The sequence below is a fragment of the Rhodanobacter sp. FW102-FHT14D06 genome, from assembly GCF_043950705.1.
In the GTDB taxonomy this organism is placed as follows: Bacteria; Pseudomonadota; Gammaproteobacteria; order Xanthomonadales; family Rhodanobacteraceae; genus Rhodanobacter.
Genome location: NZ_CP170722.1, coordinates 1,996,471 through 2,010,625, shown reverse-complemented (window position 1 = coordinate 2,010,625; position 14,155 = coordinate 1,996,471). Strand labels below are relative to the sequence as shown.

13 protein-coding genes are annotated in these 14,155 nt (G+C 68.3%); 4 read left to right on the top strand and 9 right to left on the bottom strand.

Annotation, left to right across the window (positions count from 1 at the left end; genetic code table 11):
* Nucleotides 1-11: 11 nt before the first annotated feature.
* Nucleotides 12-338 (bottom strand): hypothetical protein, encoded by a 327-nt coding sequence (locus ACFCQI_RS09055; protein WP_395121128.1) that lies wholly within the window; start codon nt 336-338, stop codon nt 12-14.
* A 115-nt stretch (nt 339-453) separates the two neighbouring features.
* On the opposite strand from ACFCQI_RS09055, the gene ACFCQI_RS09050 reads away from it, so the two are divergent.
* A complete protein-coding gene (locus ACFCQI_RS09050; RefSeq protein ID WP_395121126.1) occupies nt 454-1,035 on the top strand; it encodes an RNA polymerase sigma factor in 582 nt (193 codons plus the stop codon).
* Nucleotides 1,032-1,496 carry a hypothetical protein gene (locus ACFCQI_RS09045; RefSeq protein WP_395121125.1) on the top strand — a complete coding sequence of 155 codons (465 nt, stop codon included), beginning with the start codon at nt 1,032-1,034 and terminating at the stop codon, nt 1,494-1,496. Before ACFCQI_RS09050 ends, ACFCQI_RS09045 begins: the two co-directional genes overlap by 4 nt.
* A gap of 96 nt (nt 1,497-1,592) precedes the next feature.
* On the opposite strand, the gene dapB is transcribed toward ACFCQI_RS09045, so the two are convergent.
* The 3 genes from dapB to aceF all read right to left on the bottom strand — a co-directional run bounded on the left by dapB (nt 1,593) and on the right by aceF (nt 5,711).
* Nucleotides 1,593-2,393 (bottom strand): 4-hydroxy-tetrahydrodipicolinate reductase, encoded by an 801-nt coding sequence (gene dapB, locus ACFCQI_RS09040; RefSeq protein ID WP_395121123.1) that lies wholly within the window; start codon nt 2,391-2,393, stop codon nt 1,593-1,595.
* A 103-nt stretch (nt 2,394-2,496) separates the two neighbouring features.
* A complete protein-coding gene (lpdA, locus tag ACFCQI_RS09035; protein ID WP_395121121.1) occupies nt 2,497-4,347 on the bottom strand; it encodes a dihydrolipoyl dehydrogenase in 1,851 nt (616 codons plus the stop codon).
* 14 nt (nt 4,348-4,361) lie between these two features.
* Nucleotides 4,362-5,711, bottom strand: coding sequence for a dihydrolipoyllysine-residue acetyltransferase (gene aceF / locus ACFCQI_RS09030; protein ID WP_395121120.1), 1,350 nt, complete (start codon nt 5,709-5,711; stop codon nt 4,362-4,364).
* A gap of 232 nt (nt 5,712-5,943) precedes the next feature.
* On the opposite strand from aceF, the gene ACFCQI_RS09025 reads away from it, so the two are divergent.
* Both ACFCQI_RS09025 and ACFCQI_RS09020 read left to right on the top strand, forming a co-directional pair.
* The gene (locus tag ACFCQI_RS09025) at nt 5,944-6,828 is read left to right on the top strand and encodes an ABC transporter ATP-binding protein (protein WP_395121118.1); all 885 of its coding nucleotides are present in this window, start codon (nt 5,944-5,946) and stop codon (nt 6,826-6,828) included.
* A gap of 23 nt (nt 6,829-6,851) precedes the next feature.
* Nucleotides 6,852-10,436, top strand: coding sequence for an ABC transporter permease/M1 family aminopeptidase (locus tag ACFCQI_RS09020; protein WP_395121116.1), 3,585 nt, complete (start codon nt 6,852-6,854; stop codon nt 10,434-10,436).
* A 9-nt stretch (nt 10,437-10,445) separates the two neighbouring features.
* Here the strand turns inward: ACFCQI_RS09020 and ACFCQI_RS09015 are convergent, their stop codons facing one another.
* From ACFCQI_RS09015 to ACFCQI_RS08995, 5 genes are all read right to left on the bottom strand, one after another.
* Nucleotides 10,446-11,288: a mechanosensitive ion channel family protein gene (locus tag ACFCQI_RS09015; protein ID WP_395121114.1), complete on the bottom strand. Its 843-nt coding sequence runs from the start codon at nt 11,286-11,288 to the stop codon at nt 10,446-10,448.
* Nucleotides 11,289-11,363: 75 nt separating this feature from the next.
* Complete coding sequence (locus ACFCQI_RS09010) at nt 11,364-11,666, bottom strand: hypothetical protein (protein ID WP_395121112.1); 303 nt, start codon at nt 11,664-11,666, stop codon at nt 11,364-11,366.
* A gap of 46 nt (nt 11,667-11,712) precedes the next feature.
* The gene (locus ACFCQI_RS09005) at nt 11,713-12,288 is read right to left on the bottom strand and encodes a DUF924 family protein (protein ID WP_395121110.1); all 576 of its coding nucleotides are present in this window, start codon (nt 12,286-12,288) and stop codon (nt 11,713-11,715) included.
* Nucleotides 12,289-12,367: 79 nt separating this feature from the next.
* Nucleotides 12,368-13,153, bottom strand: coding sequence for a DUF2884 family protein (locus ACFCQI_RS09000; RefSeq protein ID WP_395121108.1), 786 nt, complete (start codon nt 13,151-13,153; stop codon nt 12,368-12,370).
* Nucleotides 13,154-13,273: 120 nt separating this feature from the next.
* Nucleotides 13,274-14,140, bottom strand: coding sequence for an energy transducer TonB (locus ACFCQI_RS08995; protein ID WP_395121106.1), 867 nt, complete (start codon nt 14,138-14,140; stop codon nt 13,274-13,276).
* Nucleotides 14,141-14,155: the final 15 nt, after the last annotated feature.

Below are 14,155 nucleotides of genomic sequence, written 5' to 3'. Positions count from 1 at the left end.
TTGAACCAGCTTCAGGCGAGCTTGCGCGAGATCGCGAAGAACGCCAGGTTGCCCAGGCCGGTGGCGCCGGCCAGCACGGCGACCATGCCGGGGGTGACGTCCTGCCAGCCGAACCACTGGATCAGGCCGAAGCCGAGCGCCAGCGCGACCAGCACGATGCCCCAGCGCAACGAGGAATGGCGCCGGCGCAGCTCCTCGTCGCGCAGCACCGAGTCGACCAGATCCGCCGAACCACCGGCGGCGACCATGCGCTGGCGCACCCGCGCGTCGACCACGACCTTGATGGCATAGGCAATGCAGACGAACAGGCTGATCGGGATCAGGGCTTCGAAATTCATGGGGTGACTCCTCGGTGGCGGATGGTGGACCTTCGTGACCTTGGATACGGGCTTTCACCGGACGGTTGCAGCAAGATCGCCGCAACCGTTTCCCGCCGGCACGTATCCATTGCCCATGGATGACATCCGCAGCAGCCCCGACCGCGAGCTGGTCGACGCCGTGCTGGCCAACCGGCCGGGCGCGTTCGAACGCCTCGTGCGCGAACACCAGGGACTGTGCTGGCACATCATCCAGCGCATGGTGCGCAACCCGGAGGACGCGCGCGAGCTGTGCCAGGACACTTTCCTGCGCGTGCACCAGTGCCTGCACCAGTACCGCGGCGAGAGCGCGCTGAAATCCTGGATCGGCCGCGTCGCGTACACCATCGCGCTGCGCCACCTGCAGCACAAGCGCATTGCGCTGGTCGAGCCCAGCGACGACAGCGACGACTACGCGCTGGTGGAAAACATCGGCGACGGCTTCGACCTGGAGGCGGCCTGCGCGGATGAGGAAACGGCGCGGCACCTGCACGCCGCGATCGAGCAGTTGCCGCCCCTGCAGCGCACGCTGCTGACCCTGTACTACCTCGAAGAGGCCACCATTCCGGAGATCGCCCGGATGACAGGACTGGCCAACGGCACCATCAAGAGCCACCTGTTCCGCTCGCGCCTGCGCCTGCGCGGTGCGCTCGAAACACGGACCGGAGTTGCAGCATGATCCAGCACATCGACGACCACATCCCGCCCTTCGACGACGCCGCGCAGGAGCGCGAATGGCTGGCGCAGGAAAACGCCATGCGGCGCGAGCGCCTGCAGCTCGACTCCACCGGCGACGATGCGCGCAGCCGACGCTACCGCCTGCTCGCGCGCACCCTGCGCGAACCGTTGCCGGACGCGCTGCCGGCGGATTTCGCGCGACAGCTGGCTGCGCGGGTCGCGGCCGGTCCCGCCGGTCGCTCGGTCGAATCCCTGCTGACGCTGGCGCTGGCGATTGCCCTGGCCGTGGCCGCGGGCGCGGTGGTGGCGATCTACGGCGGCACCTGGCTGCCCTCGTTCGCGGCGCTGCTGCCGGCCCCGCACGCCCCGGCCACGCACTGGCTGCTGGCGCTGGGCGGCTGCCTCGGCGCGTCGTGGCTGCTGGGACTATGGCAGCGGCAGATAGGGAAGCGGCCAAACTGAGCCGGCCACGATGCCCTTCCACCCGGCTTGCAGGAGCCTGCTGGCGGGCGATGCTCTTCGTCGCGTGACGTAAAAGCATCGCCCGCCAGCGGGCTCCTACAGATCCAGCACGGCGTCCAGCCCGCGGTGCAGGCCGAGCAGGCCGGGCACCTTGCGGATCGCCAGCAGCGCGCCGTCCACGTAGGGCTTGGCGCTGCCGCCGGCGTTGTGGCGGATCGTCAGGGTCTGGTCCGGCAGGCCGAAGATCGCCTCGGCGCCGAGCACGAAACCGGGCAGGCGCAACGCGTGCACCTGGCTGCCGGCCAGCGTGCCGCCACGCGTCTCGCGCAGGCCGACCGTCCGCTCCAGCGGCACCTCCAGCTGCGGCTGGCGCACCTTGCCCATGCGTGTGGCCAGCTCGCGCACGGTGCCGCTGGGCGCGTCCGGCTTGCCGGCGCCGGCGTAGTCGATGAGTTCCCACTGCGGGATCAGCTTGGCCGCCATCTCGGCAAACTTGATCAGCAGCACCGCAGTCAGCGCGAAGTTGCCGCAGGCCAGCACGCCGCGCCGCCGCTCGCGCGCCAGCGCGTCGATCTGCGCGTAATCCGCGTCGGTGAGGCCCGAGGTGCCCACCACCACGTGCGCGCCCTGCTCCAGCGCAGCGAGGATGTTCGCCTTGGCGCTGTCCGGATGGGTGTACTCGACGAACACGTCGCAGGGTTGCGCCAGTGCCTCGGTGGTCGTGGCGAACACCGGCGCCGCCAGCCGCGGTTCGCCCAGCACGTCACCGAGCAGCTGCCCGGCATGGCGACGCGACACCGCGCTCAGCAGTGCCAGGTCCCCGGCCGCGGCGATGCCACGGGCGAGTTCGGAGCCGGCCCATCCCGTGGCGCCGGCGACGCATACCTTCAATGACATGGCGGCCTCGCTGCCTTGAGCGCCCGGCGCTCGCGCTACCTTCGGATCTGCCCGCGGAAAAACCCGGATCACCCCGGGCTTCCGCTTTCCGCCACCGCCCTGCCTACTTCTTCTTCGGCAGGTACAGGTCGGTGATGGTGCCTTCGTAGACTTCCGCCGCCATGCCGACCGACTCGCCCAGAGTGGGATGCGGATGGATGGTGAGCGCGATGTCGGCCGCCTCGGCACCCATCTCGATCGCCAGCGCCAGCTCGGAGATCAGGTCGCCTGCGTGCACGCCGACGATGCCGGCGCCGACGATGCGGTGGGTGTCTTCGTCGAAGATCAGCTTGGTGAAACCCTCGGTGCGGTCGATGCCGATGGCACGGCCCGAGGCGCCCCACGGGAACTTGCCGACGCCGACCTTCAGGCCCTTCTCCTTCGCCTCGCGCTCGGTCACGCCGACCCAGGCGATTTCCGGGTCGGTGTAGGCGACCGACGGGATCACCCGCGCGTCGAAGTGGCTCTTCTGCCCGGCCACGGCCTGCGCCGCGACGTGCGCCTCGTGGGTGGCCTTGTGCGCCAGCATCGGCTGGCCGACCAGGTCACCGATGGCGTAGATGTGCGGCACGTTGGTGCGCATCTGCGTGTCGACGTTGATGAAGCCGCGCTCGCTCACCGCCACGCCGGCCTTGTCCGCACCGATCTTGTTGCCGTTCGGCGAGCGGCCCACCGCGACCAGCACGCGGTCGAACAGCGTGGTCTCGGGGATGCTGTCGCCCTCGTAGCCGACCTCGATGCCCTTCTTCGTCGCCTTGGCGCTGACCACTTTGGTCTTCAGGTGCACGCCCTTGAGCCTGCTGCCCAGCCGCTTGGCCAGCGGCCTGATCAGGTCGGCGTCGGCGCCGGGGATCAGCTGGTCCATGAACTCAACCACGGTCACCGCGCTGCCCAGCGCCGAGTACACCGTGGCCATTTCCAGGCCGATGATGCCGCCGCCGACGACCAGCAGGTTCTTCGGCACGTCCTTGAGTTCCAGCGCGCCGGTGGAATCCACCACGCGCTCGTCGTCCCACGGGAACGCCGGCAGCTTCACCGACTGCGAACCGGCGGCGATGATCGCGTGCTCGAAGCGGATCAGCTTCGTGCCTTCGGCCGTCTGGACTTCCATCTCGTGCGGCGACACGAACATGCCGGTGCCCACGAGCGTGCGCACCTTGCGCTGCTTCGCCATCGTGGCGAGGCCGCCGGTGAGCTGGCCGACCACCTTGCTCTTGAAGCTGCGCAGCTTGTCGAGGTCGATCTTCGGTGCGCCGAAGCTGACGCCGTGCGCGGCCATCGCCGCGGCCTCGTCGATCACCGCGGCGGCATGCAGCAGTGCCTTGGACGGGATGCAGCCCACGTTGAGGCAGACGCCGCCGAGCGTGCCATAGCGCTCCACCAGCACGGTGTCGACGCCGAGGTCGGCGGCGCGGAACGCTGCCGAGTAGCCGCCGGGGCCGGAGCCGAGCACGACCAGCTGACACTCGATGTCGGCGGGCTTGGACGATGCCGCTGCCGCCTGCGGCGCCTTCGCTTCCTCTCTCCCCTGGAGAGAAGATTGAGGTGAGGGGCGGGTGCTCGCAGGAGGCTGGCTGCTCTTGGTCGCTTCTTCGTTGGGGCTGCCCGGCGACCCCGCACCCTCACCCCTGCCCTCTCCCGAAGCGGGAGAGGGGGACGGCGAGACGGCTGCGCCGTCGGTTTCCAATACGGCGATCACCGCACCCTCGGAAACCTCGTCGCCCACCTTGAGCTTCAGCTCCCTGATCACGCCGGCGGCGCTGGAAGGAATCTCCATGGTCGCCTTGTCCGACTCCAGCGTGATCAGGCTCTGTTCCGTCGCCACCGTGTCGCCGACTTTCACCAGCACTTCGATCACCGGCACGCTGTCGTGGCCGCCGATGTCGGGAACCTTGATCTCGATCGTGTTCGCCATGGTCATCGCCCCCGTCAGAGCAGCAGCCGGCGGATGTCGCCGAGCTGATTGGCGAGGAAGCTGGCGAAGCGCGCGGCGAGCGCGCCGTCGATCACCCGATGGTCGTACGACAGCGACAGCGGCAGGATCAGCCGCGGCGCGAATTCCTTGCCGTTCCACACCGGCTTGGTCACCGACTTGGAGACGCCGAGGATGGCCACTTCCGGCGCGTTGACGATCGGCGTGAAGTAGGTGCCGCCGATGCCGCCGAGCGAGCTTATCGAGAAGCAGCCGCCGGACATCTCGGCCGGGCCGAGCTTCTTGTCGCGCGCCTTCTTCGAGATCTCGGCCAGGTCGCGGGCCAGGTCGAGCAGGCCCTTCTTGTCGCAATCGCGGATCACCGGCACCACCAGGCCGTCGGGCGTGTCCACCGCGATGCCGATGTGGAAGTACTTCTTCAGGATCAGCTTCTCGCCCGACTCGTCGAGCGAGGCGTTGAATTGCGGGAACGCCTTCAGCGCAGCCACCACCGCCTTGATCTGGAACACCAGCGGGCTGATCTTGAGGTCTTTGTTCTCGGCGCCGAGCTGCTTGCGGAACACCTCCATCTCGGTGATGTCGGCGTCCTCGTGCTGGGTGACGTGCGGGATCATCGCCCAGTTGCGCGCCAGGTTCGCGCCGGAGATCTTCTGGATGCGCGACAGCGGCTTCTCCTCGATCGCGCCGAACTTGGCGAAGTCGACCTTCGGCCACGGCAGCAGGCTGAGGCCGCCGACCGCAGCGCTGGCCCCGCTCGACGGCCGCGCGCCGGAGGCCAGCGCATGCTTGACATAGCCGCTGACATCGTCGCGCTGGATGCGCCCACCACGGCCGCTGCCCTTGACCTGGCGGATGTCCACGCCCAGCTCGCGCGCGAAGGCGCGCACGGCGGGACTGGCGTACGGCGCGTCGCCGGGCATCACGATGCTGGCATCCATCGGCGGGCGCGCCTGCGGCGACACGTCGCCTTCGGGCGCGTGGCCCGGCTGGGCGGCCGGGGCGGCGACGGGGGCGGGCTTCGGTTCGGCGGGGGCCGGGGCAGGCGCGGGAGCCACCGGCGCCGGCGCTGCGGCGGCGGGCTTGGCGGCAGGCGCTTCGGCGGCTGCGCCGTCGGCTTCGATGAGGGCGATCACCGCGCCCTCGGAAACCTCGTCGCCCACCTTGAGCTTCATCTCCTTGATGGTGCCGGCGAACGGCGCGGGCACTTCCATCGTGGCCTTGTCCGATTCAAGCGTGACCAGGCTCTGGTCCTTCTCGACCCTGTCGCCGGCCTTGACCAGTACTTCGATGACGGGCACGCCGTCGTGGCCGATGTCGGGGACGCGGGCTTCTTTGAGGTCGGCCATGATGACTCCTGCAAGGCTTTTGGTGCGGCGCTCGGGGATGGCGCGGCGCCAGTCAAGACGTCAATCATAACCAAGGCGCGCGCGGTGCGCCCGGGCGGCGCCATGCCGGGCCATACCAACGGCACCTTCCATTCGCAGGCGTATGCATTACCTTGAGCGGGCGCGGCGTTCGCGTTCGTGCCCTACCCTGATGCCATGACAAGCCGCAGCACGCGGCACAGGAACCTTCTCGATGCTGATCCTGCGTGACCTTTCCAAGACCTACGCCAATGGCGTCCGGGCGCTGCGCGGCGTGTCGCTGGACATCCCGGCCGGCATGTTCGGCCTGCTCGGTCCCAACGGCGCGGGCAAGTCCTCGCTGATGCGCACCATCGCCACGCTGCAGGACCCGGACGAAGGCACCATCACGCTGGACGGCATGGACCTGCTCGCCGACAAGCAGGCCACCCGCCGCCTGCTTGGCTATCTGCCGCAGGAGTTCGGCGTGTATCCGAAAGTCTCGGCCGAGGCCATGCTGGAGCACTTCGCCGTGCTCAAGGGCGTCACCGTGAAGGGCGAGCGGCGCGAGCTGGTCGAGGCGCTGCTGCGCCAGGTCAATCTGTGGGACGTGCGCAAGCGCAAGCTCGGCACCTACTCCGGCGGCATGCGCCAGCGCTTCGGCATTGCCCAGGCGCTGATCGGCGAACCGCGCCTGATCATCGTCGACGAGCCCACCGCGGGCCTCGATCCGGAAGAACGCAACCGCTTCCTCAACCTGCTCGCCGAGCTGGGCGAGCGGATGGTGGTGATCCTGTCCACCCACATCGTGGAGGACGTCACCGACCTGTGCTCGCGCATGGCGATCATCGGCCAGGGCCAGGTGCTGCTGACCGGCGAACCGTACGAGGCGATCCGTGCGCTGGAGGGCAGGGTCTGGCGGCGCAGCATCGACAAGGCCGAGCTGGACGGCTACCGCGCGCGCATGAACATCCTCTCCACGCGCCTCGCCGCGGGGCGCACCCTGCTGCACGTGCTCGCCGACGAGCGGCCCGAAGCGGGCTTCGAACCGGTGGCGCCGGACCTGGAAGACGTCTACTTCGGCCGCCTGCGCGCGCAGGCCACCGCGCGCGCCGCCTGACGTCGCCCATCGGGAAGGAAGCCATGTTGCTCGAAATCCTCCGCTTCGAATGGCGCCAGCAGCTCAGGGCGCCGCTGTTCTGGGTCATCCTCGCCGCCGCCGTGGGCATCGCCTTCGCACTGGCCAGCACCGATGCCATCGTGGTGGCCGGCGCCACCGGCAACGTGACGCGCAACGCGCCACTGGTGATCGCGCGCCTGCTCGACGTGATGACGGTGTTCAGCATCCTGCTGGTGGTGGTGTTCATCGCCGCCGCCGCCACGCGCGATTTCGAGCAGAACACGGCGGAGCTGCTGTTCGCCACGCCGATGAGCCGCAAGGCCTTCCTCGGCGGGCGCTTCCTGGCCGGCTACCTGGTGCTGGTGGCGATCCTCGCCGCCTGCGCGCTGGCCATTGCGCTGGGCGGCGCGATGCCGTGGGTGGACGCCGCGCGCATGGGCGCGCCCGACTGGCGCGGCTACGCCTGGGGCTTCGGCGTGCTGGTGCTGCCCAATCTGCTGTTCATCGCCGCGTTGCTGTTCCTGCTGGCCACGGTCACGCGCTCGCTGCTGGCCAGCTACATCGGCGTGATCGCCTACTTCGTGCTGCAAGGCATCGTCGGCGCACTCAGCCGCGACCTCGACAACCGCTGGCTCGCGGCGATGCTCGATCCCTTCGGCGGGCGCACCGTTGGCCTGGTCACCCGCTACTGGACGGCCGAGCAGACCAACCACCTGCTGCCCGCGCTGGATGGCGTGCTGCTGTTCAACCGCCTGCTGTGGCTGGCGGTGTCGGCGCTGCTGCTGGTGGCCGCGTTCGCGCTGTTCCGCACCGACCGCGAAGGCCTGAAGCTGCCGCGGCGCAAGAAACGCGCGGAGCCGCCGATGCTGCGCCCGCAGGCCGGCAGCAGCGCGCTCGCGTTGCCGAAAGTTTCCATCGGCAACGACCGTCGCGCACGACTGGCGCAGCTGCGTGCACAGTTCGTGTTCGACACGCTGGGCGTGCTGCGCGGCGCCGCGTTCCTGGTGTTGCTGCTGCTGGCGCTGGCGGTGATGTTCGTCTCGCTGTCGACGGCCGGCCTGGTCTACGGCACGCCGGTATGGCCGGTCACCCACCAGGTGCTCGCCACCATCAACGGCAGTTTCAGCCTGTCGCTGATGATCGTGGTGATCTTCTACGCCGGCGAACTGGTGTGGCGCGAACGCACGCACGGCATGGCCGGAGTGAGCGACGCCTTCCCCGCGCCCGACTGGGTGGCGATGCTGGCGAAGCTCGGCGCGCTGCTTGCGGTGATCGTCTTGATGCTTCTTGCCGGCGCCCTGGTCGGTATGGGCTGGCAACTCGCCCACGGCTACACGCATATCGAACCGTGGCTGTATCTGCGCATGCTGGGGTTGTACGCGATCCCGTTCGTGCTGGTGGCGGCGCTGGCGCTGTTCCTGCAGGTGGTCTGCAACCACAAGTTCGCCGCGTATCTGCTCAGCATCCTGTGGCTGGTCAGCTCACTGGCTTTCAGCCTGCTGCATTGGGAAGACAACCTCTACAACTACGGCAGCGCGCCCAGCGTGCCGTACTCGGACATGAACGGCTTCGGCCATTTCATCGTCGGCGCGCTGTGGTTCAACGCGTACTGGGGCTGCCTGGCGCTGGCCCTGCTGGTGCTCGCCGCGCTGCTGTGGGTGCGCGGCACCGGTGCCGGCTGGCGCGGCCGCCTGCGCGAGGCGCGCGCGCGGGCGAACCCGGCGCTGGCCGCGGTGCTGACGTTGTCGCTGCTCGGCTTCGCCGGGCTGGGCGGCTTCATCTACTACAACACCCACGTGCTCAACACCTACACCAGCAGCACGGAGCAGAAACGCGAACAGGCCGACTACGAAAAGCGCTATGCGGAATACGCCACGATGCCGCAGCCGCGCATCACGGCAGTCAAGGCCGACGTGGACATCTACCCCTACCAGCGCAAGCTGCTCATCCGCGGGCACTACACCCTCACCAACAAGCTCGCGGTACCGGTGACCGAGCTGTTCGTGAACCATGCCGACGGCTTCGCGCCCACGACGCTGGACTTCGCGCCGCACGACACGGTGAAGCAGGACAAGCGCCTCAATGTGACCATCTACCGGCTCAGGACGCCGCTGGCGCCGGGCGCGTCGATGTCCTTCGACTTCACCCTCGACTACGCACCCAGGGGCTTCACCAACGACTCGGGCGAAACCTTCCTGGTGCACAACGGCACCTTCTTCAACAACCAGACGCTGCCCCAGTTCGGCTACCAGAGTCGGTTCCAGCTCACCGACCGCAATGACCGCAGGAAGTACGGCCTCAGGCTCGACGTGCCGCGCATGCCGCCGCTGGGCGACCAGGCCGCGCGCGCCAACACCTACATCAGCCACGACGCCGACTGGATCAGCTTCGACACCACGGTGTCGACGGCCGCCGACCAGATCGCGCTGGCGCCGGGCACGCTGCAGAAGGAGTGGGTGCAGGGCGATCGCCGCTACTTCCATTACGTGATGCAGCAGCCGATGCTGAACTTTTTCGCCTATCTTTCCGCGCGCTATGCCGTGAAGAGCGAAGATGTCGGCGGGGTGAAGGTGTCGGTCTATCACGACCCCGCGCATGCCTTCAACGTGGACCGCATGCTGGAGAGCGCGCGCGATTCGCTTGCCTACTACGACAGCCACTACACGCCGTACCAGTTCAAGCAGCTGCGCATCCTGGAGTTCCCGGGCTACATGGCGTTCGCGCAGAGTTTCGCCAACACCATTCCGTTCTCCGAATCCATCGGATTCATCGCCGACCTGCGCGACAAGAGCCGCATCGACTACGTCTATGACGTCACCGCGCACGAGATCGCGCACCAGTGGTGGGCGCACCGGGTGATCGGCGCCGACATGCAGGGCTCGACCATGCTCAGCGAATCGCTGTCGCAGTACAGCTCGCTGATGGTGCTCAAGCACAAGTACGGCGCCGACCACATGCGCAAGTTCCTCAAGTACGAGCTGGACATGTACCTCACCGGACGCGCCACGGAGAAGGTGGCCGAGGAGCCGCTGGCCAAGGTGGAGAACCAGCCCTACATCCACTACCGCAAGGGCTCGCTGATCTTCTACGCGCTGCAGGACTACGTGGGTGAGGACAGGCTCGACGCCTTCCTCAAGCAGTTCCTCGTCGACTACGGCTTCCAGCAGCCGCCCTACGTGACCTCGAAGATCTTCGTCGACGCGCTGGGCAAGTACCTCGGCCCGACGTGGCAGCCGATGCTGGGCGACTTCTTCTGGAAGATCACCCTGTTCGACAACCGCATGACCGACGCCACCGCGAAGAAACTGCCCGACGGCAAGTACGAGGTGACCATGAAGCTGCACGCCGGCAAGATCCACGTCGACGGCAAGGGCAAGGAAACCCGCGGGAAGATCGACTTCCCGATCGAGGTCGGCGTGTTCGCCGCGCCCGCAGGCGCCGGCATCGAAGGCAAGCCGCTGTACCTGGAGAAACGGATGGTCGGTGACGGCGACAGCACCGTCACCGTCACCGTCGACGGCAAGCCCGCGGTGGCCGGCATCGACCCGTACAACAAGCTGATCGACAAGGTCTCCAGTGACAACCGGCGTGCGGTGACGCTGCAGTAGCGTCCGCGCTCAGTCCCGCGCGGACGCCGCCGCATCGCCCATCAGCCGGACATCCAGCGGCGCGGTCGGGATGCTGATCTGGCCGGCGTCGATCTGCCGCTTGATCGCACGCAGCAGGTCGGTTTGCGTGTTCCAGCCGTCGGCGCTCGAGGTCCAGCCGCGCACCACCAGGTTCACCGTCTGGCCGGCCAGGCTGTCGATCCACACGCCCGGCGCGGGGTCCTTCAGGACGCGCGCGTCCGCTTCGAGCAGGCGCACGATCCCTGCCATCACCTGGTCGGTATCGTCGCGATGGCCGATGCCGAGCTTGAGTTCGAAACGCCGCGTGCCGCGCCGGTTGAAATTGACGATGACGTCGCTGCCGATCTTCGCGTTCGGCAAGGTGGCCTCGCGGTTGTCCGGCAACAGAACAAGGGTATGCATCAGGTTGATGCTCTGCACCGTGCCTTCGGTGCCACCGGCACTGACGTAGTCACCGACGCGGAACGGCCGGAACACCACCAGCAGCACGCCCCACGCGAGGTTGCTCAGCGAGCCCTGCAGGGCCAGGCCGATCGCCAGCCCGCCGGCGCCGAGCGCCGCCACCAGCGGTGCCGAGGGCACGCCGGCCTTGGTCAGCGCCATCACGATCAGCACCGCCACCAGCACGCCGTAGATCAGGTTGCGCAGGAAACCGGCCAGCGTGACGTCGACCGCGGCGCGCTGCAGCGCGCGCTGGCTGAAATTGGCCAGCCGCGCCGCCAGCCAGATCCCGACCAGCAGGATCACCAGTGCCACCAGCAGGTTCAGCCCGGCCTGGATGACGCCCTCGGAAAGCGTGCTGCCCAGCAGTTGCTCCAGAAAATCGTGCATGACATCGACTCGTTGCGACAAGGCCGCGACAGCCTAGCAAATCGGCCATCAGGGAAACGCTTGCGACTCGTCGCGTCAGAGTTTGCGGTCGTCGATGTCGACCACGCGGCCATCCACGATCGTGACCACGGTGATGTGACCCTCGCGCCGATAGCGCCAGCGCTCGCCGCCGTCGGTGCGCTCCAGCACTTGCACGCGCCGGCGCGAGTGTCGCGCGCGATGCGGATGCACTTTCGAGGAGGGCTTGCCCAGCAGCTCGACCACCCGCTCCTGGCTGTCGCCAGCCACCAGCACCTGGCTGCCGACGCGCAAGGTGCTGGACGCCTGCGCGGCCGTGCCGAGGGCGAACCCGAGGACAACGATGAGAATCTTGCGCATGACCTGCTCCCTGGTCGGTGATGGAGGTTGTGCTCGCGCAGATCGGTCAGAAGCCTGCGCCCGGTTGCGCCAGATACTCCCGTTCCGCGGCCGTGCTGTCGCGGCCCAGCACGGCATTGCGATGCGGAAAGCGGCCGAAGCGCGCGATCACCTCGCGATGGCGCCGAGCATAGTCCAGGAATTCGGCAAAGCGGGCGCGCTCCGCGACGGGCGCCTGCGCGTGCAGCGCCTCGAACAAGGTCACCGCGCGCTGCTGCAAGCCCATGTCCTCGGCGTGCTCCAGTGGCAGGTAGGCGAACACCCGCTGCAGCGGCGGCAGTGCCTGATCGAAACCGCCGGCCAGGCCCGACAAGGCAATGCGCTGCGCCTTGACGTCGGCCGCCCAGGCCCGCGCATCGCCGCGATGGAGATTGCGCGGAAACTGGTCGAGCAGGATCAGCAGCGCCAGCCAGTCAGCGGGGTTGCTGGCCCACGCATCGAGGCGCCCCTGCGCGGCGTCGTCGGCCGCTACGGCAAAGCGTCGACGGATCTGCTCGTCGAACGCGGTATCCTTCGCAAACCAGTGCGCGGCATGCGCCAGGTCGAACCAGAAATCAAGAACGTCCCGCGGTTGCACGGCCATGCGCACCTCGCCCGAAGCCTGCGATGAAGGACGTCCATCTTCACGTGGCGACACGCGACGGGCAAGCCGGCGCGGCGATTCAATCCGCCGGCGCCGCCGCCGATGCGCCGGAGGTCGCGTCCACATGCAGCAGGTTCAACGGCTGGCCGTGCGCGTCGTGCAAGCCTTGCTGCAACCGCGCCAGGCGCTGGATCGACGGACACAGCGCCTCGATCTGCGGACGCAGCGCCTGCATGCGTTGCTGCAGGCGCGGCTGCAAGGTGGTGACCAATGAACCGGCGCGATCGCGCAGGTCTGCCGCGCTCTGCAGGTCGCCGGCCAGCGCCGCGTCGATCGCCTGCTGGCCGAGATCGCCGGCGACCAGCGGCATCAGGTCGGCGCTGACCTGGTTGGCATACTGCTGGATCAGGTCGCCTTGCCAGTCGTGCGTGCTCTGGCTGCGCGCGATGCGCTGTTTCAGTTCGCTCGCGTGCGCGGCCAGCCGGCGGTCGAACTCGGCCCGGGTCGCCGCCGCCAAGCCCAGCCCGGCCACTTCCTCGCGCAACGCCTGCGCCGCCATGTCCACGCCGCTCTGCGCCACCTGGCGGACCCGCGGCGCCAGCGCCTGCAGGTCGCGCTGGAACACGCTGAGCCGATCCTGCTGCGGCGGCGTCAACACCACCGCCACGCCATCCGTGCGCAGGCTGCCGTCGTGCAGCTCCACCCGCGTCGGCGCCGGCGTGGAGCGGTCGAACAGCACGCCTTGCGGCTGCAGGGTCACGTCATAGCTGCTGCTGGCGTGGCAGGTCGCCGCCAGGTCCTGCGCCTGCACGGGCATCGCCGCCAGCACGGCGGCAGCGATCACTGCTGAAAGCAGGACGCGCATCGGCAATCTTCCTTAAACGACAACCTGCATGGATACCGAGCTACCCGCCAACCCGTGCTGAACGGAATACCGCGCCGCTCAGGCGCCTTCGCCAGCACGCCTCGCACGCCGCGCAACGGGTCAGCTGCCACCGAGCGGTGCAAGCAGGTGCAATGACATGTCGGCGAGCAGCGACCCATCCTCGGGCGTGGCATCCGGGCTCCCCGCGAGACGGCGCTTGTCGGCCCAGTCCGGCTCCTGCAGCGGGCCCGGGACGTAGGGCTGCCATTGGCCGTAATCCGCTTTCCGCGCAACTTTCGGCGCATGGAATCCATGGAGGGCGAAATCCACGGGGACGCGGGCCAGCCAATAAGGTTCGGCGGCATCCGGGCCCGTCGTGGGGACATGGAATGTGTAGCGTCGCAGGGCACGCAAGGCAGCATCCGCCAGCTTTTTCCGCCATGTCGCCATGTCCCTCTCGCTGGCACGAATGCGGAGATTCACCTGCTCCGCCGCCGCGTCGATGACCTTGCCGTCGCGGCCCACTTTCAGCAGCGCATACACCGTGCCGGATACGCCGGCGCTCGCCGCATCGGAAGGGTACGCGACCGACAACCGATGCTTGTACGTGAAGTCGTCCGCCGCGGCCTCGTGCCTGCCTTCGTCGTTCAAATGCCCGAACCAGCTGCTGGCCACGGCAAGGGCGTAGCCGCCATGACCCACCGGCTTCGCCACGACGCGCAGCCCCATCGGTGCCTTGGCTCCGACCGCCTTGCCGTCACGCGTCACCGGTTCGAACCTCCACGCCGGGACGGCCCTGGCAAGCAAGTCCTTCACCACCGGTGGCAGCTTGTCCGGGTGATCGACCGTGTATGTCACGACACTGCCGTCCGGCGCGACTTCGATCGTGCCGGTGACCAGCATGCTCGCCTGCACGCGGTCGCGCAGGTCGTCGCGCCCGTTCGCAAAGGCCACGCCAGCCAACATCATGCAGCACAAGACAAGCATGCAGCGCTTCATTGT